At 71.6% G+C, this 18,289-nt stretch carries 21 protein-coding genes and 1 tRNA gene; 11 read left to right on the top strand and 11 right to left on the bottom strand.

The window, feature by feature from the left end; all coding sequences use genetic code 11:
* The first annotated feature begins 105 nt into the window (after positions 1-105).
* Both STBA_RS23815 and STBA_RS23810 read left to right on the top strand, forming a co-directional pair.
* Positions 106-774: a hypothetical protein gene (locus STBA_RS23815; protein WP_143659558.1), complete on the top strand. Its 669-nt coding sequence runs from the start codon at positions 106-108 to the stop codon at positions 772-774.
* Positions 775-1,117: 343 nt separating this feature from the next.
* Complete coding sequence (locus STBA_RS23810) at positions 1,118-1,981, top strand: ParB/RepB/Spo0J family partition protein (protein WP_366510869.1); 864 nt, start codon at positions 1,118-1,120, stop codon at positions 1,979-1,981.
* A gap of 76 nt (positions 1,982-2,057) precedes the next feature.
* Here the strand turns inward: STBA_RS23810 and phzG are convergent, their stop codons facing one another.
* Both phzG and STBA_RS23800 read right to left on the bottom strand, forming a co-directional pair.
* Positions 2,058-2,705 carry a phenazine biosynthesis FMN-dependent oxidase PhzG gene (phzG, locus tag STBA_RS23805; protein ID WP_077061189.1) on the bottom strand — a complete coding sequence of 216 codons (648 nt, stop codon included), beginning with the start codon at positions 2,703-2,705 and terminating at the stop codon, positions 2,058-2,060.
* Between the two features lie 13 nt (positions 2,706-2,718).
* Positions 2,719-3,210 (bottom strand): PhzA/PhzB family protein, encoded by a 492-nt coding sequence (locus tag STBA_RS23800; protein ID WP_077061188.1) that lies wholly within the window; start codon positions 3,208-3,210, stop codon positions 2,719-2,721.
* 262 nt (positions 3,211-3,472) lie between these two features.
* On the opposite strand from STBA_RS23800, the gene STBA_RS23795 reads away from it, so the two are divergent.
* The 4 genes from STBA_RS23795 (at position 3,473) to STBA_RS23780 (ending at position 7,395) form a co-directional block, all read left to right on the top strand.
* On the top strand, positions 3,473-4,501 hold the full coding sequence (locus tag STBA_RS23795) for a methyltransferase (RefSeq protein ID WP_077061187.1): 1,029 nt from the start codon (positions 3,473-3,475) through the stop codon (positions 4,499-4,501).
* A 64-nt stretch (positions 4,502-4,565) separates the two neighbouring features.
* On the top strand, positions 4,566-4,895 hold the full coding sequence (locus STBA_RS23790) for a hypothetical protein (RefSeq protein WP_077061186.1): 330 nt from the start codon (positions 4,566-4,568) through the stop codon (positions 4,893-4,895).
* A 3-nt stretch (positions 4,896-4,898) separates the two neighbouring features.
* The gene (locus tag STBA_RS23785; RefSeq protein ID WP_077061185.1) at positions 4,899-5,732 is read left to right on the top strand and encodes a PhzF family phenazine biosynthesis isomerase; all 834 of its coding nucleotides are present in this window, start codon (positions 4,899-4,901) and stop codon (positions 5,730-5,732) included.
* A 115-nt stretch (positions 5,733-5,847) separates the two neighbouring features.
* Entirely contained in the window at positions 5,848-7,395 is a 1,548-nt protein-coding gene (locus STBA_RS23780; protein WP_253194941.1) for a substrate-binding domain-containing protein, read from the top strand.
* A gap of 112 nt (positions 7,396-7,507) precedes the next feature.
* On the opposite strand, the gene STBA_RS23775 is transcribed toward STBA_RS23780, so the two are convergent.
* Positions 7,508-8,023: a hypothetical protein gene (locus STBA_RS23775; RefSeq protein ID WP_077061184.1), complete on the bottom strand. Its 516-nt coding sequence runs from the start codon at positions 8,021-8,023 to the stop codon at positions 7,508-7,510.
* 95 nt (positions 8,024-8,118) lie between these two features.
* Here STBA_RS23775 and STBA_RS23770 point away from each other — a divergent pair, with 95 nt between their 5' ends.
* Positions 8,119-9,609: a helix-turn-helix domain-containing protein gene (locus tag STBA_RS23770; RefSeq protein ID WP_077063546.1), complete on the top strand. Its 1,491-nt coding sequence runs from the start codon at positions 8,119-8,121 to the stop codon at positions 9,607-9,609.
* 104 nt (positions 9,610-9,713) lie between these two features.
* Here the strand turns inward: STBA_RS23770 and STBA_RS23765 are convergent, their stop codons facing one another.
* Complete coding sequence (locus STBA_RS23765; RefSeq protein WP_077061183.1) at positions 9,714-10,634, bottom strand: sigma-70 family RNA polymerase sigma factor; 921 nt, start codon at positions 10,632-10,634, stop codon at positions 9,714-9,716.
* A gap of 84 nt (positions 10,635-10,718) precedes the next feature.
* Here STBA_RS23765 and STBA_RS23760 point away from each other — a divergent pair, with 84 nt between their 5' ends.
* The 3 genes from STBA_RS23760 (at position 10,719) to STBA_RS23750 (ending at position 11,687) form a co-directional block, all read left to right on the top strand.
* The gene (locus tag STBA_RS23760) at positions 10,719-11,039 is read left to right on the top strand and encodes a hypothetical protein (protein WP_077061182.1); all 321 of its coding nucleotides are present in this window, start codon (positions 10,719-10,721) and stop codon (positions 11,037-11,039) included.
* Positions 11,036-11,395, top strand: a complete 360-nt coding sequence (locus STBA_RS23755) for a DoxX family protein (protein WP_077061181.1) — start codon at positions 11,036-11,038, stop codon at positions 11,393-11,395. The genes STBA_RS23760 and STBA_RS23755 overlap by 4 nt, the downstream gene beginning before the upstream one ends.
* A gap of 82 nt (positions 11,396-11,477) precedes the next feature.
* Positions 11,478-11,687: a hypothetical protein gene (locus tag STBA_RS23750; RefSeq protein WP_143659557.1), complete on the top strand. Its 210-nt coding sequence runs from the start codon at positions 11,478-11,480 to the stop codon at positions 11,685-11,687.
* Here the strand turns inward: STBA_RS23750 and STBA_RS23745 are convergent.
* Positions 11,679-11,750: transfer RNA gene (locus tag STBA_RS23745), tRNA-Cys, on the bottom strand. The two genes, STBA_RS23750 and STBA_RS23745, sit on opposite strands and share 9 nt — an antisense overlap.
* A gap of 98 nt (positions 11,751-11,848) precedes the next feature.
* Positions 11,849-12,703, bottom strand: coding sequence for an NAD(P)-dependent oxidoreductase (locus tag STBA_RS23740; RefSeq protein WP_077061179.1), 855 nt, complete (start codon positions 12,701-12,703; stop codon positions 11,849-11,851).
* Between the two features lie 139 nt (positions 12,704-12,842).
* Here STBA_RS23740 and STBA_RS23735 point away from each other — a divergent pair, with 139 nt between their 5' ends.
* A complete protein-coding gene (locus tag STBA_RS23735) occupies positions 12,843-13,673 on the top strand; it encodes a helix-turn-helix transcriptional regulator (RefSeq protein WP_077061178.1) in 831 nt (276 codons plus the stop codon).
* A 32-nt stretch (positions 13,674-13,705) separates the two neighbouring features.
* Here STBA_RS23735 and STBA_RS23730 read toward each other — a convergent pair whose 3' ends face one another.
* From STBA_RS23730 to STBA_RS23710, 5 genes are read right to left on the bottom strand one after another with little or no spacing between them, the layout of a single operon-like run.
* A complete protein-coding gene (locus tag STBA_RS23730) occupies positions 13,706-14,443 on the bottom strand; it encodes a GntR family transcriptional regulator (protein WP_077061177.1) in 738 nt (245 codons plus the stop codon).
* Positions 14,444-14,448: 5 nt separating this feature from the next.
* A complete protein-coding gene (locus STBA_RS23725; RefSeq protein WP_077061176.1) occupies positions 14,449-15,471 on the bottom strand; it encodes a Gfo/Idh/MocA family oxidoreductase in 1,023 nt (340 codons plus the stop codon).
* A gap of 60 nt (positions 15,472-15,531) precedes the next feature.
* Positions 15,532-16,419, bottom strand: coding sequence for a sugar phosphate isomerase/epimerase (locus tag STBA_RS23720; RefSeq protein WP_077061175.1), 888 nt, complete (start codon positions 16,417-16,419; stop codon positions 15,532-15,534).
* An 8-nt stretch (positions 16,420-16,427) separates the two neighbouring features.
* Positions 16,428-17,297, bottom strand: a complete 870-nt coding sequence (locus tag STBA_RS23715) for an ATP-binding cassette domain-containing protein (protein ID WP_077061174.1) — start codon at positions 17,295-17,297, stop codon at positions 16,428-16,430.
* Positions 17,294-18,259 (bottom strand): ABC transporter permease, encoded by a 966-nt coding sequence (locus STBA_RS23710; RefSeq protein WP_079252461.1) that lies wholly within the window; start codon positions 18,257-18,259, stop codon positions 17,294-17,296. The genes STBA_RS23715 and STBA_RS23710 overlap by 4 nt, the downstream gene beginning before the upstream one ends.
* Positions 18,260-18,289 lie beyond the last annotated feature (30 nt).

Here is an 18,289-nt window from a genome sequence, read left to right as displayed (position 1 = left end):
GTTCCACGGCAACGCCCCTTGCTTCGCGCTTGTCCCCGGACGGAACGGGGTAGTGACTTCCGGATAAGCCGCGCACGCATGATCCCATTCCCACCAGGAGATCCGATGCCGCCGCCGAAGAAGCGCCCCCGTGGCCCGAAATCCTACGTATACGCCGTCGTACACGACGGCGGCGGAAGATTCCTCATGGGACGCAAGAACGTGAACGGACACTTCTTCCAGTCCGGATCGGCGATCCTCCGGCAGGGCAAGCGCTTGAACGGCAGCGGCCTCAACGCGCTGCCCGGTGGGGCGCTGGAGGACAGGGACCTGGCGGCGGGGAACCTGTACGCCGCCGTGCGGACGGGGGCGACGCGGGAATTGAAGGAGGAGTTGAACTTCACCTGCGAGGGGTACCGGGGATACCGGGAGTGGGCGATGGGGAACACGCGGTATTACGGTGCATTCTTCCGCTGCGCGAGTCCCCAGCTCCTGGAATCCTACTGCGGCGCGGCGAGCTATACCCTTCGAGCGGCACAGGCCGCGGTCACCGAAATCAAGCAGGGAAAAATCGCGGATTACGCCGCGTTCCGGCGGGATTTCCCGCTGGCCCCCATGGACAACGAGCTGGACACCGTTGAGATCTGGAGCGTCACCACCCACTGGCAGACCATCGCCGGGTGGCGGGCCGACGAGAATCTGAGCTGGTTCTTCGACATCCTGCAAGAGCTCAGGGAGCCATCGGGACACCTCGTGACCGGCGCGATGGCCGCGGGCCCCAGTCTGCCCGGGTGACCGCACCGGCCGACCGCCAGGGCCGGCGTCGCTGCCGCGCCGGACGGCTGCCGGGGCGGCTCTTCGCATCAACTGGTTTCGGATTGAACCGTTCCAGCCGCCGCCTCGTGTCATCACCAGTACGGCCCAGCGGACATACCCCGGCAGCCAGAAGGAGCCGAGTGTGAAGCACGAGAGCTGTCCCCGCGATGCCACCGCCGCGTCGGGGACGGATCGGTCCGGGACCGATATCGCATTTCTCCGAGCCCGGTGGGAGCGAGTGCTCTCGGCGACGGAAAGGGTATCGATCGCGAGGCTGAGAGCCGCTGATTCGCCTCGCAGCCTGCCCGAGGACCCCCGGCATGTGCGGCTTCTCGCCGAGTCCGAGGACGAGTTGCCGCCCGTCATCGTTCACCGGCCCACCATGTGCGTGATCGACGGGCGGCACCGCCTGCGGGTGGCGGACGAGCTGGGCAGATCGTGGATAGCCGTCCGGTTCTTCGACGGCGCAGAGAGCGAGGCGTTCGCCCTCTCCGTCGAGCGGAACACCCGCCACGGCCTGCCCCTGACCCTGTCGGAACGCAGCGTCGCGGCGCGGCGCATCCTGGCGTCCCACCCCGAGTGGTCGGACGGAGTGGTCGCCTCCATAACGGCGCTGGCCACGAAGACGGTCCGGGCTCTGCGCCGTAACGCGGGCGCGGAAGTGCACCACGCCGCCGTCCGGGTGGGCCGCGACGGCAGGGTGCGGCCGGTCGACTGGGCGGCCGGGCGCATGCGTGCCGCCGAAGTGATCAGAGACGATCCCGGGGCCTCGCTCCGCACCATCGCCAGGGAGGCCGGCATCTCGCCCTGGACGGCACGGGATGTCAGGGAACGGCTGCGGCGCGGTGAGGACCCGCTGCCCTCCCGGCCGCCGTCCCCGCGGCAGGCCCGGGACGACCGGCCGACGAGGCCGTTACTTCACGCCGTTCCCGACGTGCTTCCGGCCAGGACACGACGCGGAGCCGCCCACCGGCTCGACGGGCTGATGAGCGATCCGGCCCTCAAGTACTCGGAACCTGGGCGCCTGCTGCTGCGCATTCTGGCCGCGAACGCCCTGTCGGCCGAGAAGAGGGAGACGCTGGTCCCCAGCGTTCCCCTGCACTGCCGGCACGCCGTCTACGAGCTTGCCATCGAATACGCCGAATCCTGGCGGGACTTCGCGCTGCGGGTGAAGCCAAGGGACTGACCGGGAGCCCGGTGACCCCGGACGGCGGTCCAGGGCCTCCCGCGCCGCTGGAGGCGGCGCGGGAGGCCCAGCGCGGTCAGGGCTGCAAGCGCACGGGCCGCCATCCCGCCGCACTTCCCGCCTGCCGGTCGTACCGCAGTCGGCGGTGCAGGCGGTCGGGGCCGGCAGACCAGAACTCCACGACGTCCGGGGCCAGCAGATAGCCGACGAACCGGGACGGGCGGGGCAGCGGCGTGCCCGCCGCCTCAAGCCGGCGGGCCGCCGCGCGAAGCGCCTCCGCGTCGGGCAGCGGCTCGCTCTGGTGGGACAGGTGCGTCATGGCGTGCAGCGGGACGGGTCTGGCCGCCCACAGCGCGTCCGTCTCCGCCTCGCCGAGCCGGGCGACCGGCCCGGACAGGACGACCTGCTGGCTGGTCTCCCGCCAGTACAGCAGGCCCGACGCCCAGCCGGTGGCGTCCATCTCCCGGCTCTTCTGGCTGGTGCTGTGCGTGGTGAACACGACACCGCGGTCGCTCAGTTCGGTCGCGTGCACCATGCGGTGGGAGGCGCGCCCGAGCGCGTCCGCGGTGGCGAGGGCCATGGCGCGGGGCTCACGAACGCCATGATCGACGGCTTCCGCAAGCCAGCGCTGGACGAGCCCCAGGGGCTGGGGCGGGGGCGCCTCGTACTCGGGGAAGTCGAGGCCGACGGCGCCGGTGAGGGATTCGTACCTGCTCGAGTTCATGACCCGGCCCCGCTCAGGTGGGGATTCCTTCCCTGCGGATCTCGGGCACCGCGATCCCCAGGGCCCGGAACTGCTGGCACGGGTTCATGAACTCCCGCTGCTGCTTGATCTTCCCGTTCTCGAACAGGAACGCGTGGATGAAGTGATTCCGGTAGTGCCCTTCCGGATAGCCGGGGAAGCGGATCTTCCCCTCGCCGTCGCACTCGACCCAGAAGCGGTCGGGGTCCTGCGAGTCGAATATCTCGATGTTGATCCACGCCCAGTCCGGGAAGCACTTCAGCGACCATACGGCGTGATCGCCGAGCCGGTCCCGCCCTCGAATGATGATGGGCTCGCCGCTGTCCGTGGTCCACAGACCGCCGGTTCCGTCCTCGGTGAACAGCAGGTGACGACGGAGACGGTCCTGGCCTCGCGTATTCATGTACCGCTCGACAGTGGCACGGTTTCGGTTGCGCACTTCCGTCTCATCGGTCGGGGTATCGGGGGCTGCGGTGTCATTGGACATGGCTGGTCCCTTTCTTCCTCTGGCGTACGGATCGCGAACGGACGCGTTGCCGATGGAGCCGGCCGGCCGGGTCATGGTCACCGCAGACGGCCTGTGAGGTCGACCTTCGCCGTGTGAGTCCTCGTCATCAGCCGTGGGGACCGATGTCCAACCAGGGACTCTTCCCCGCTTGAACGCTCCGCCGATGGTTGGACGGCAGCCTGGCCTCTAGCATGAGCGGCCTATTCGGGCGTCATATACCACTCGTTTTCAGGGGGAGCACGTGACGACAGATCTGCGGGCATTACAGGAGGCGGTCCAGCTGATTTCCGGCGGGTGGCGGTCGCAGGCCATCCACACCGCTGCCAAGCTCCGGCTGCCCGATCACATCGAGGCAGGGTTGACCACCGACGCGGAACTGGCCACCGCGACCGGCGCGGAAGAAGAGGGAATTCACCGCCTCATGCGCCTGCTGGTGGCGATGGGAATATTCGGCGGCGGCCACCGCACCGGATACCGCAATACCCCCGTGAGCGCCACGCTGCTGGACAAGCCCGGCACGCTGCGCGACATGTGCCTGCTCTACGGGGAGGAGTTCTACACCGCTTGGGGCCACGCCGTTCAGAGCCTCAGCAGCCTGACGGCCGGCTTCGAACTGGCCTTCGGCCAGCCGCTCTACGGCTTCCTCGACGGCCACCCCGACCTGGCGGGCCGTTTCCAGCGTGCCATGGTGGCCGGCAACTTCTTCTTCGACTACGTCCCGGATGCCTTCGACTTCACCGGCGGGAAGATGATCGTGGACTGCGGCGGCGGAAAGGGCCACCTGCTCTCGGTGATCCTCCGGGCCGCGCCCGACGCCCGCGGCACGCTGCTCGAACGTGACCACGTGATCCCCCTCGCCCGCGAACACCTAGCGCGCACGGTCGGCCTGGACCGCGTCGGACTCACCGGCGGAGACATGTTCCGCGCGGTACCCGAGGGCGGCGACGTCTACCTCTTCTGCCGGGTGCTGGCCGGCTGGTCGGACGACGACGCGGTGACGGCGTTCGCCCACTGCCGGCGTGCCATGGCCGGCCCGTCCGCCCGGCTACTGCTCCTGGACCGGATGGTGGTGGACGACGACCCCACCGTGCTGCCCGCGCTGTGGGACCTCCACCTGCTGATGACGACCGGCGGACGGCACCGCAGCAGGGAGCAGTTCACCTCGCTGCTCGAACGCGCCGGGTGGCAGGTCGAGCGCGTCACCGCGCTTCCCATGGAGACGACGCTCCTCGTCGCCGCTCCCCACTCCGGCGAGGCCGCGCACCGATGAGGCCAGTGACCGGCGCCGGCGGTCCGCGCATTCTGGCCCAGGTCGTCCAGGGGGTGCTCGACCGGTGAGGGTGGACATCGCCTGGTGGGATCTCGACGGCACCTCCGCGACCATCGACGCCCTGCGCACGCACCTGCGGGACGGCGCGGCCGGGCCCTGGGCCGAAGTCCCCGGCCTCCGGCTGAAGTTCTGGATGGCCGACCGCGACCGCAATCGCTGGGGCGCGGTGATGCTCTGGGAGAACGACCGTCCCGCCGAGCTGCCCCCGAACCTGGCGGCCGGCCTGATCGGCCATCCGCCCAACCACCGCATGAGCTTCGAGATCGAGGCGACGGTCGAGGGCCGCTACTCCCATCCCGGCCTCGACGGCCTCGGCCCTGCCCTGGAGACCTGACGCATGCGCCGGTACACGGTGGTGGATGCCTTCAGCCGCGAGCCGCTCGCGGGGAATCCGGTGGCGGTCTTCTTCGACGCCGCCGACCTCACCGCCCGCGTGATGCAGCGCATCGCCCGGGAGATGAACCTTTCCGAGGTCACCTTCGTCCTGCCGCCCCGGCACGGCGGCGACGCCCACATCCGCATCTTCACGCCCGTCAACGAGCTGCCGTTCGCCGGCCACCCGATACTCGGCACCGCCGTGGCCCTCGGCGAGTCGCTCGCCAGGGACAGCCTGCGGCTGGAGACCGCCATGGGCCTCATCCCCGTCGAACTGCGCGACGACGACGGCGCGGTGGCGGTGCGCATGCGGCAGCCCGTCCCGACCTGGGAGCCGTACGAGCACGCGGCGGACCTGCTGGCGGCGCTGCACCTCCCGTCCTCAACGGCGCCGGTGGAGATCTACCGCAACGGCCCGCGCCACGTCTTCGTCGGCCTGGCGAGCGTGTCCGAGCTGTCGGCCCTCCGCCCCGACCACCGTGCCCTGGGCGAATTCCCCGACATGGCCGCCAACTGCTTCGCCAGCAGCGGCTCGCGGTGGCGCACCCGGATGTTCTCCCCCGCCTACGGCGTGGTCGAGGACGCGGCCACCGGCTCCGCCGCCGGGCCGCTCGCCATCCACCTGGCCCGGCACGGGCTCGCCGGGTACGGCCGGGAGCTGGAGATCCTCCAGGGCGTCGACATGGGCCGTCCCTCCGTCATGCGCGCCACGGCCGAGGGCCGGGGCGAACACGTTCACGAGGTCACCGTCGGCGGCCACGGCGCCATCGTCGCCCACGGCACCCTCTACGTCTGACCGCCGGCCCCGCGGGGGGCACCGGCGCGTGCGCCGGCGCCAACCGGCGGTGAACAATTGCCGAAGCCTTCCCCATGCCGCCTGGCGGGCCGGGAATCGGCCATACGTTTGGGCCGTGGTGGACTTCATCCGGTGGGACGTCGCCCTCGCCGTGCTGGGCGTCGTGGTCCCGATCATCGCCGCCCTCTACGAATTCCTCGTCGTCGGCCGCAAACGCCTGGGCTACCGCGTCCAGATGGACACCACGGCCACCGATGAGGTCCACTCCGCCTACGCGGGCGCCCTGGCCCAGCTGCGGCAGGGCAACGGCCGCACGCTGGTGGACCCTTCGTTCGTGCTGCTGCGCATCGAGAACGTCGGCGCCACCCACATCGACGAGAGCGACTACGCCGTCCTCGACGACGACAAGGTCGGCATCCGCGTCAGCTTCCCCGGCCGCCGCGTCGCCGGGATGGTGGTCACGGAGCTGAGCGACGAGTTCCTGCGGCCGTCATTCGAAGGCGGCTCGGGACTGCACGTCAGGGACGGCGTGATCCAGCTGCCCAAGGTCCCCATGAACCGCGCCGCCCACTACAAGGTGCTGGCCGCCCTGGAGCGCGACGCCGGGGAAACCCGCGAGCCGGGCGCCGAGTTCAAGCCGCCAAAGGTCGTCGGCGGCATCAAGGGCGGCGTCGGCTCCGGCCGTATCCGGGAAACCCGCAGCCGCACCGGCACCTCCCGGCAGGCCGTCGCGCTGGTCTGCTTCCTCGTCGTGGTGATCCTCGCCCAGCTCGTCACCTCCCTCGCCGACGACGACACGGCCGCGCCGCTCGACTGCGCCACCGGCCGCCTCACCGTCACCGGGTCGACCGCCTTCGCGCCCGTGCTGCGCGAGGCCGCCACGTCCTACGGGGACACCTGCCCGGGCGCGCGCGTGACCGTCGCGACCGAGGGCAGCGCCGCGGGCCTTGACGAGCTGGACGAGGCCGGCCGCGACCACCCGGACGGGCGCCCCGCGATGGTCGCGTTCTCCGACGGCCCCAAGGGCGGCGACCACCCCGGTCTGCTGCCGCGGCCGATCGCGTTCTCCCTCTTCACCCTCGTCGTCAACGAGGAGGCCGGCGTACAGGACCTGACCGCCGACCAGATCCGCGACCTCTACCTGGGCACCGTCGCCAACTGGAGCGAACTGCGCGGCAACGACCTGCCGGTGCGCCTCGTCGCCCGGCACGCCGACTCCGGAACGCGCCGTGCCTTCCAGCAGCGGGTGCTCGGCGGCACCCGCGAACCGGCCACCACCTCCGACAACTGCCGCGACCTCGACCCGGGCGCCGCGAGCGACGTGGTCCGCTGCGAACAGGACTCCACGGACGCCGTCCTGGACGCCGTCGCCGAGATCCCGGGCGCCGTCGGCTATGCCGAGGTCGGCGCCGCGACCGGGCGCGGGGACGTGCTGCCGCTGCGCATCGACGGCCAGGCGGCCACGCTCGAAGGCGCCGACCACGGCGCCTACCCGTTCTGGGAGACCGAACTCGCCTACACCTACGGGGAGCCCGCCGCCGACTCGCTCGCCGCGAGCTTCCTGCGCTACCTGACCAACGAGGTCGGCAAGGACATCGTCCGCTCCCACGGGCACCGGCCCTGCGCGGAGCTGGAGAACCCGGTGCTGTGCCGCCCCGAATGAGGCACCGGCCCGGCCACGGTACGCGCGTGGCCCCGCCCAACGGCGGGGCCCGCCACGAACCCTCGTCCGAGGGAAGGGGTCCGGTACGAGCCGGACCACCTCCCAGTGTGGCTCAGCAGGAGTCGAACTTCCAGTCCTCCCCGGCCCTCGACCACAGCTGACCGGCCAGCCGTTCGTCGAACTCCGGAACGCCCACGGTGTACGTCACGTGTGCCTCGTCGCCCGCCAGGTGCTCCACCGTGAAGGTCTCGACGGCCAGTTGACCGTGGTCGGCCGCCGCCTGGTCGAGCTGGGCCGCGTAGACCTCCGGGTCGACCAGATCGCGGCAGCGCTGCGAGACCATCTCGTACGCCGCCTCCGCGTCGGGTGCGAAGAACGCGTCGGTGTAGGCCCGGACGGCGGCCTCCAGTTCGGCCGCGGTCTCCTCGTCGACCGGCGGCGGGCTCTCCGTGCCTCCCTCCGTGCCCTCCGGCTCCTGCGTCGGCGTCTCCTCGGCGGCGTTCCCGTTCCCGTTGCTGTCGTCGTCGCCGTCGTCGTCGCCGCTGCACGCGGCGGTGAGGGCGAGCAGACCGGCCGCCGCGAGGGCACAGAGCCTGCCCGCCCGGCGCGGACGGATGTGAAGTGACATGCGCCCAGCGTGGCACGGGCCCGCTGATCCGCACCCCGCCTGTCACGCTAGTCCTCGGGGCACCGCGCAAAGGAGGCATAACTGCTGTGCAGGACATGCAGGTTCAGTGGCAGGCGGGGCGGCAGGACGCGCTGCTGCGCGAGCTGAGACGGTACGTCGCCGGAGAGGCGGCGGACGTGCGGCAGCTGCTCAACTGGCTGCACCGCCAGATCGGCGCCCACCTGGCGCTGGTCGCGGACACCGGCGCGGTCGAGGCCACCAGCGACGGCTTCCCCCCTGGCCTCATCGCCGGCATCCGCGCCCCCCTCGGCCGCGTCTCCGACGGCCGGCTCGCCGCCCTCGCCACCCGGGCGGGCCCGAAGCAGGTGCACCTCGAAGCGCTCGGCCCGCACGCCCCGCGCCCGGTGCTCGTGGCCGTGGGGGACACGCCGCTCAGCCGCGACGCCGCGGCCCTCGCCTCGCACACCGGCAGCGTCATCGCGCTGGTGCGCCGCGCGCGGGAGGCCGACAGGACCGCCCACAGCTACCAGCAGAAGGCGCGGCAGCTGCGGTTCGCCGTGTTCACGGCCCTGATGGCCGGGGACCCCGCCCTCGCGCGCCGGATGACGACGGGCGCCGTTCCGCAGGTGCTCGACGCCCGGCAGGTGCGCATATACCTCCTGCACTGCGCGCCAGGCGACCGGGACCGGCTCGCCCAGACCTACCAGGACCCCGCGGGCTACCACGGGGCGGGCCTGATGGTGCCCTGCCCCGTTCACCCGGCCCACCTGATCTGCACCATCGCCGAGGACGACGGCACCGCCGCCGCCGACGAACGCGGCGCGGTGCTGCGCCAACTGGTGCGGGACCAACCGCACTACGCGCTCGGCATCAGCGGCCCGCACCCGCTCGGCGCGACGGCCGCGGCGTACGCGGAGGCCGGGCACGCCCTGGCCGTCGCGCGCAACCTGCCGGGCCGGGTGGCGGACTACCGCGGCCGGCTGCCGCTGGCGCGGCTGCTGCCGCGGCCCGAGGCGACGGCGTGGGCCGCCGCGTTCGTGCACCCGCTGGCGTTCGCGCCGAAGCTCACCTCCGACATCGTCCGCCTCGCGGTGTCCGTGTCCCGCTCGGGCGTGGCCCGCCTGCTCGGTATCAGCCGCAACACCGTCGGCACCCACATCCACCGCGCCGAGACGCTGCTCGGCCTCGATCTCGCCGACGTCCACGCCAGGGCCGCCCTGGACCTGGCCCTCACCGTCAACGGCCCCGGCCCCGTGCCCGCGGCGGGCGGAGCCGGTGCGGTGTCCGCGCCGGGCCTCGACGAGCTGCTGAACGCGCCGCCCGTGGTGGCGTGGGCGGCCGACCTGCTCAGGCCCCTCGGGGACCGGCGCGGCTCCGACCTGCTCGCCACGCTGCGGGCCTGGATCGCCGCAGGCACCGACGCGCGCGCGACCGGCCGGGCCCTGGGCATCAGCCGCAACACCGTCAGGGCGCGGCTGCGCGCCGCGGAGGCCCTGCTCAACCGCGACCTGCTGACCCTGGCCTCGGGCGTCCACGATGTCGTGCACGCCCTGCGCATCACGGCGGGCCCCGCGCCCCGGGGGTGAGCAGCGTGCACGCCCGCGTGCGGGAACTGAGCACGGTGCACATTGGGGCACGCCCGCGCGTCCTTCTACGCTCCCTGCCATGAAGAACACACGGGATATCAATGTCACTTGACGGTTCGCGGAGACGGCGCTGCGCCGGGTCGGTCCGCAACAACCGGTGAAACCAGTGAAACCGTGCCGGACGTGTACGGGGCGATGTCGATTCCCGTGACACGTCCGGCATCGACTTGGAAGTGGACGAGCGCGTACGCGTGCCCGCCCGGCGCGATGACCGCGCCGGGGCGGCCGGCGATGAGGACGGGGACGGCGGCGGCGATACGTTCGGTGAACGTCCTTGTCTCTTCCGCGATTGCCGCGGCTCCGCGGACCTCGGTGCGCGAGCCCGCAGGGAGCAGCCGGATGTCGGCCGTGCGGACCGCGTCGGGAGCCATCAGCGTGACCAGCCGCGTGATGTCGCCGCCTCGTGCGGCGGCCAGGAAGGCTTCGATGATTTCGACGGTTTCGGCGGTCTCGACGGTTTGAGTCTGCTGCGCCCGGGGCGCCGACTCGCCCGGGCGGGCGTTGCGGAGCCTGGCGCGTGCCCGGCTGGCCAGCTTCTTGGCCGAAACCGCGTTCGTGTCCAGCACGGCCGCGACCTGGTCGAAGGGAACGGCGAAGAGATCGTGCAGCACGTAGGCCGCCCGTTGCCCGGGGGACAGCTCACCGAGGAGCACGAGCAGCGCTCTGGACACCTCTTCGCGGCGGAGGAACGCCTCGTCGGCACTGAGCTGTTCGCTGCGGATGTCGTCGGACAGCAGCGGGAGTTCACCGCGTCGCTCGCGGGCGCGGAGCAGGTCGATGCACAACCGCGTGGTCACCGTGGTGAACCAGCCGTCCAGGTTGGTCACATCGGCCAGGTCGGCCGCCTGCACCCGGGTCCAGGCAGTCTGGACCGCGTCCTCGGCATCCTGATGCGAGCCCACGATCCGGTGGGCCAGGGACATCAGCCGGGGACGGGCCGCCTCGAAATATTCAACAAGTTCCACGGAGGGGTCACCTTTGGGGCGTGCTCGGCGTCAGGAGGGGCGAGAGAGACCAGGCACCCGACGACCCCCCTTGAGGAAACCCCCATGAGCGTACAGATCGTCCGATTCAGCACGGGCACCGAGCAGGTCCCGGAAGTCGAAGAAGCCATCAGGAAGCTGTTCGCCGCGGTCGAGGAGGCCGCGCCGACGGGCATCGACTACACGGCGGTGCGCGTGGGTGACGGAGCGGGTGACGAAACGGGTGAAGGAGCGGAGTTCCTGCTGGCCCTGCGGCTTGCCGATCCCGATGCCAACCCGCTCCTCGGCATCCGGGAGGCCCTGGACTTCAGGACCGCGATCGCGGCGTGGGCGGGGACCCCGGTCGCCCCACGGCCGGCGACCGTGCTGGGGCGGTACTCCCGTTGAGCACCGTACTCGAAGGCGGACTGCTCCTCGCGACCATCGGCTGCGTCCTGGCCAACGCATTCGAGGTGGCCGCCAAGGTGATGCGGGCGCAGTTCGTGATACAGAACGCGACCGAGGCCGGCGTGGAACGGAAATGGATTCCCCATCTCGCCGTTCTCGAAGGAGCCGGGACCGCGGGGCTCGTCCTCGGGCTGTTCGGAATGCGACCGATTGGCCTTGCGGCGGCCGTCGGTCTCGTACTGTTCTTCGTCGGAGCGGTAGGCGCTCATATCCGGGCCCGCGTGTTCCACAACATCGCTTTCCCCGCGGTCTTCCTCTGCCTGGCCATAGCCGCGCTCGTCCACTTCGCGACCTGACCGGCTGCCCCGATCGGATGGTGTGCCGCGTTTCGGCCGAACGGTCCCGGGGGCCGCGACGCCCATGTGGTGGGGTTCTGCCGTGCAACTCACGGAAGCGGAAGTGGAAAAGGCCGTACGGGACGCGATCGGCGCGCCGAAAGGACTTCCCGTACAGGTCACGGACAACACCCAGGGGCTCGTCGATGTCGTCGCCCCGCTCACCACCGCACTGAATGCGGTATTGGCCGAGAAGCGAGATAAGCAAAAAAAGCAGGAGAAGCAGGAGAAGCAGGAAACGAAGAGGCCGTGACGGGAATCGAACCCGTGTCATTCGCTTTGCAGGCGAACCCCTGAACCACTCGGGCACACGGCCGGGTACCCATGACTCTGCCGCCCCGCGCGGGCCGGGTCAACCGGCGCGGGGCGGTCGTCACACCGAATTAAAGCGGGTTCATGGGGCGCAATCGCCGGTTACAGCAGCCCCGCGTCCCGCGCCGTCCACACCGACGGGACCAGCGGGCGGTAGCCCAGCTCGTGACGGATGCGGGTCGTCGACATCACGCTGTGCCAGGGGTCCTGCGTCTCCTTGTCGTACGCCTCCTGCGGCACCGGCAGGCCGTGGAGCTGGAAGAGGTCGACCGTGGTGACCGGCGCGTCGTCGGCGATGTTGTACACGCCGTGCGCCCCGGACGCGTACAGCAGCTGCCGCAGGCCCTGCGCCACATCCACGTGGTGGCCCATGTGCAGGCGCTGCATGGCGGGCCAGTTCGGCGCCCACTCCATGACGTTGACCAGGTGCGGGTCACCGTCGCCGTACACGAACGGCAGCCGTCCGATGCGGAGGTCGTCGAGGCCGTCCATCTCCCCGAGGGCACGCTCCGCCTCCCACTTGGACTCGGGGTAGGCGCCCCAGAGATGAGTGCCCGGCACGGTTTCGTCGCCCTCGACCAGCGCCCTGCCCCGTCCCTCGCCGTACACGAGTCCGGTGCTGACCTGCACGAACCGCCGCACGCCCGAGGCCACCGCGGCCCGGCCGAGCTCGATGGCCGCGTCCCGGTTGACCGCCCACGCCTCCTCGTCCGGCACCCCGCGGAACGCGGCGGCGACATTCACCACCGCGTCCACGCCGGCCGTCGCCTTGCCGAGCACCTCCGCGTCGCGCAGATCGCCGACGAGTACCTGGGCGCCGAGCCCGGCGAACCGCTCGCCGCGCGCCGCGTCCCGCACCAGGACCCGCACCTCGTCGCCGGGCGGCGCGCTTTGCAGCAGCCGCGGTACGAACCGCCGCCCGACCTGGCCCGTCGCTCCTGTCACCAATGTCAGCATGGTCGCCTCCTCGTAGTCTTCGCCATGTCCGACAGCCTGCGCGAGCGGCGGCAGGGGCGGGAGAGACGCGGTTATCCAGGGAGCGGCACTCCTTGGATACGAGGTTGGATACGCGTCCGGGTCCGGGGACCCTGGAACCATGGACCGAACCGGACTCGCCGACTACCTGCGCCGCGCCCGCACCCGTCTTGCCCCCTGCGACGTGGGCCTGAACGCGGGTCCGCGACGGCGCACCCCGGGCCTGCGCCGCGAGGAGGTGGCGCACCTCGCCGGGATGTCCACGGACTACTACACGCGTCTGGAACAGCGCCGCGGCTCCCACCCGTCGCGGCAGATGCTCACCGCCCTCGCCCGCGCCCTGCGGCTCACGGACGTCGAGCGCGACCACCTGTTCCACCTGGCCGGCGAGGAGCCGCCCCGGCGCGGCATCTCCTCGGACCACGTCCGCCCGGGACTGCTGCTGATCCTGGACCGGCTGCACGACCTCCCGGCAGCAGTGCTGAGCGACTGGGGCGGGATGCTCGCGCAGAACGCCATGTCGGTGGCCCTCACCGGAGACCGCACCGGGACGAATCTCATTCGCCACTGGTTCATGGTGCCGGGCGCACGGGACCTGGCCCCGCCCGAGAACCACGCGCAGCATGCCCGCGCGCACGTGGCGAGCCTGCGGACGGTCACCACCGCCCGCCCCGACGACCCGGGCCCGGCCGCCCTCGTCGCCGAACTCCGTGCCGCCTCGGAGGAGTTCGAGACGCTATGGGCGGAGCACGATGTCGTGGTGCGCCGTCCGTCGCCGAAACGGTTCCTGCACCCGGTGGTCGGCGTCCTCGACCTCGACTGCGAGGTGCTGCTCAGCGACGGCCACAGCCAGCAGCTCGTCGTGCACTCGGCGCGGCCCGGCACGCAGACGTACGAGCGGCTCGAACTGCTGCGGATCGTCGGCCTCCAGGACCTGAGCCCCAGCCGGTAGGACAGGCACCGCTCCTGCGCGGTCCCGCACGTTCAGGAACGGATGAGCAGTTGCAGCTCGAAGGTGTAGCGCGAAGCGCGGTAGAGGTGGGTGCCGTACTCGACCGCGTGGCCCTGGTCGTCGAACGCGGTGCGCTGCATGCTCAGCAGCGGCGCGCCCGGCGGCTCCGTCAGCAGCGCCGCCTCCTCCGCGGTGGCCGCGCGGGCCCCGATCGACTGGCGGGCGCTGTGCAGCGTCGTACCGGCCGCCCGCAGCAGGCGGTACAGGCCGGTGGCCTCCAGATCCGGCCGCGAGGGCGCCGCGGCGGGCGGCGGCAGGTAGTTGCGGAGAAACGCGATCGGGTCCTCGTGCGTCAGGCGCAGCCGTTCTATCCGCTGCACGCCGGTGCCCTCGGCGATGCCGAGGGCGGCGGCGACCTCGGGCGGCGCGGGCAGCTGAGTCACATCCAGCACGCGCGTGGCAGGCCGCTGCCCCGCCGCCTCCAAGTCGTCGTACAGGCTGCTCAGTTCCAGTGGACGCTTGACCTGGCTGCGCACCACCTGGGTACCGATCCCGCGCCTGCGCACCACCAGGCCCTTGTCCACCAGCGCCTGGATGGCCTGCCGCACCGTGGGCCGGGACAGGCCGAGGCGGCCGGCGAGGTCGATCTCGTTGCCCAGCAGCGTCCCCGGCCGCAACTGACCGTGCTCGATGGCGGCTTCGAGCTGCTGGGACAGCTGGAAGTACAGCGGCACCGGGCTGGTCCGGTCGATGCTGAACCTCACGTCCATCGGCGTCACCGTCCGTAGAAGGCGGGGCGTTCGATCATCTCCACCGGCACCCGCCGGCCCGTGCGCTGCGCCTCGATGCCCGCGGCGCAGGCGGCGACGGCGGCGTAGCCGTCCCACACGCCGGGCCCTGTGACCTCGCCGCGCCCGGCGGCGTCCACCCAGTCCTGGACCTCGCGGTCGTAGGCGTCGGCGAAGCGCGTGATGAAGTCGGGCGCGATGGTGCCGCCCCAGCGGCCCGCCGTGTTGGTGAGCAGGCCGTGGGCCTCCCCGATGCGGGCCGTGCCGTGCGCGCACACGGCCTCGGCCTGCACCTGGTAGCCGAAACCGGAGTTGACGAAGATCTCGACGTCCACCACCACGCCGCCGTCGGTCTCGAAGACGACGAACTGCGGGTCGCTCAGCCCGGTGTCCGTGACGGACGCCGGGGTGGGGCGGTAGACGCGCACCGCGGTGATCTCCTGGCCGAGCAGCCAGCGGGCCGCGTCGAACTCGTGCGAGACGGAGTCGTTGATGAGCATGTCGTTGGTGAAGTACGGGTGGACCGAGAGGTTGCGGTGACGGCAGTGCAGCATCAGGGGGCGGCCCAGGTCACCGTCGGCGAGCAGCCGCGCGAGCTGGATGTACTCCGCGTCGTAGCGGCGCATGAACCCGACCTGGATGCGGCGGCGGCCCAGCTTCCGCTCCGCCGCCAGCACCCGCAGCGCCGCATCGGCGTCCGGGGTCAGCGGCTTCTCGCACAGCACCGGCAGGTCCCGTTCGAGCGCGGCGAGCAGCGCGGCCTCGTGCGCCGGGCCGGGCGAGGCGATGAGGACGGCGCCGACGCCGGGCGCGGCCATCGCCGCGACCGGGTCGGTGTGCACGGTGCAGCCCTCGATGCGGGCCGCCGCCGCGGCGGCCCGGTCACGGTCCGGGTCGGCGACCGCGGCGACCCGCGCCCCGCTGATGACCTCCTCGATCCGGCGGACATGGTCGGCGCCCATCTTGCCGATGCCTATGACGGCTACGCCGAGTTGGGCGATGGTGCTCATGCGTACTGCTCCTCGTGCTCGGTACGTGCTCGGTACGTGCGCGACGCGGTTGCCGGCGGCCTAGGCGGAGTGGGATTTCAGGAACTGGCGGGTGCGGCGGGCGATCGGGAGGGGCTGGTCGGGCGGGCAGGGGTACATGTCCTGCTCGACGATGGCGAACAGCTCGACGCCCAGGCCGCGGGCCGCCGCCAGGATCGGCGGCAGCTCCGGGACCCCGTTCGGCGGCTCGGTCATGACGCCGCGCCGGACGGCGGTGCCGAACGGCAGCTGCTGGGCGGTCACTTCGGCGAGGATCGCGGGGTCGACCTGCTTGAGGTGCAGGTAGCCGATGCGTTCGCCGTAGGTCTCGATGAGGCGGAGGCTGTCGCCGCCGCAGTACGCGTAGTGTCCGGTGTCCAGGCACAGGCTGACGCTGTCCGCGTCGGTCGCGTCCAGGAAGCGGGTGACGGTCTCCTCGTCGCCCACGTGCGTGTCGGCGTGCGGGTGGACGACCATGCGCAGGCCGAAGTCGTCGCGCAGCCGCTCCCCGAGACGCTCCGAGCCGCTGATCAGGTTGGCGAACTGCTGCGGCCCGAGGCGGCCGGACTCCAGGCGTTCGCCGCTGGCCGGGTCGCGCCAGAACTCGGGTATGACGACGAGGTGTTCGCCGCCCGTGGCCCGGGTGAGGGCGGCGACCCGCCGCACCTCCTCCCAGGTCGCGTCCCATACGGCGGGGCCGCGGTGCAGCGCGGTGAACACGGTGCCCGCCGAGACGCGCAGCTCCCGGCGGGCCAACTCGTCGGCCAGCACGGCCGGGTCGGTGGGCAGATAGCCGAAGGGGCCCAGCTCGATCCACGGGTAGCCGGCCTCGGCCACCTCGTCCAGGAAACGGCTCCACGGCGTCTGCCGCGGGTCGTCGGGAAACCAGACGCCCCACGAGCAGGGGGCCGAGCCGACGCGAATGGTCATCGCCTGCCTCACTTCCTCTCCGTTGAGGTTGAGCCTTCGGTTGAGCCTTCATTCGCTTCCGGGAGCTGCCCGGTGTCCACACCGGTGACACGCGCCAGTTCGTGCTTGAGGGCGGCCAGCTCGGCGCCGCCCGCCATGTGCAGGGTCAGCTCCTCCAGGGTCACCTCGGCGCGCGGCGCGCTCAGCTCCACCGTGCCGAGCCGCAGCACCGTGAAGTGGTCGCCGACCATGTAGGCGTGGTGCGGGTTGTGCGTGATGAACACGACGCCCAGGCCGCGTTCCCGGGCGGCGGCGATGTACTTGAGGACGACGCCCGACTGTTTGACGCCCAGCGCCGCGGTCGGCTCGTCCAGGATGAGGACCCGGGCGCCGAAGTGGACGGCACGGGCGATGGCGACGGACTGCCGCTGCCCGCCGGAGAGCGAACCGACCGGCTGCGAGAGGTCGTCGAGCGCGATGCCCATGGCGCGCAGCGCCTCGTCCGCGGTCCGCTTCATGCGGTCGATGTCCAGCCGTTTGAACGGGCCGCGCCCGCGGGTGAGTTCGGAGCCGAGCCAGAAGTTGCGCCAGACCGGCATCAGGGTGACGGTGGCCAGGTCCTGGTAGACGGCGGCGATCCCCCGGGCCAGCGGCTCGCGCGGCGAGGAAGGCCGCACCGGCTCGCCGTCGATGCGGAACTCGCCCTCGGTGTGCCGGTGCAGCCCGGTGACGATCTTGATGAGGGTGGACTTGCCCGCGCCGTTGTCGCCGAGCACGCAGGACACTTCGCCCGCGTTGACGGCCAGGTCGACGCCGTGCAGGGCGCGGATGGTGCCGTAGCTCTTGCCGATGCCGGTGAGCTGGACGAGGGGGACGAGGGGGGCGGCCTGCTCGGTCATGTCCTTCGCCTCCGGGTGGCCTGCTTGCGGACGTACAGGTTGAGGAGCGTGGCCAGCAGCAGCATCGCGCCGAGGAAGAACATGAACCAGTCCGGGTCCCAGTCGGCGTACACGATGCCCTGCGAGACCATGCCGAAGAGGAACGCGCCGATGACGGGCCCTGCGATGGAGCCGTACCCGCCGGTGAGCAGGCAGCCGCCGATGACCGCGGCCGCGATGTACAGCAGCTCGTTGCCGACGCCGCCGCCCGACTGCATCGTGTTGAACGCGAACAGCTGGTGCATGCCGACGAACCAGGCGGCGAAGCCGACCAGCATGAACAGGCTGATCTTGACGAACGTCACGGGCACGCCGACCGCCCGCGCGCTGTCCTGGTTGCCGCCGACGGCGAAGATCCAGTTCCCGTAGGGCGTGCGCAGCAGCACCCAGGAGGCCAGCGCGGCGAAGCCGAGCCACCACAGCACGGTGACGCGGATGTCGGTGCCGCCGATGCCGATGGTGGCGGAGAAGACGTTCCTGGCCTGGTCGAAGCCGTCCATGTCGCGGATGGAGTCGGTGGCGACATTGCCGGTGACGGCCTTGGTGATCGCCAGGTTGAGCCCCTGGAGCATCAGGAACGTGCCGAGCGTGACGAGGAAGCTGGGCAGCTTCGTGCGCACCAGCAGGAAGCCGTTGAACGCGCCGATGGCCAGCGACAGCGCGAGGGCGACCAGGACGCCCGACCAGACGTTCAGCGTGAACTGGAACGCGACCATGCTCGCGGTCAGCGCCGAGGACGTCACCGCGACGCCGGCCGACAGGTCGAACTCGCCGCCGATCATCAGCAGCGCCACGGCCAGGCCCATGATGCCCAGCGTCGAGGACTGGTACAGCACGGTCGACAGCGAGTCCAGCTGCCGGAAGGACGGGGCGACGGCCCAGAAGAGTACGTAGACGGCCAGTGCGCCGATCAGCGCGCCCATCTCCGGCCGGGACAGCGCCCGGCGCGGCAG

The organism is Streptomyces sp. MP131-18 (assembly GCF_001984575.1).
In the GTDB taxonomy this organism is placed as follows: Bacteria; Actinomycetota; Actinomycetes; order Streptomycetales; family Streptomycetaceae; genus Streptomyces; species Streptomyces johnsoniae.
This window is presented reverse-complemented; position numbering and strand designations above follow the sequence as displayed.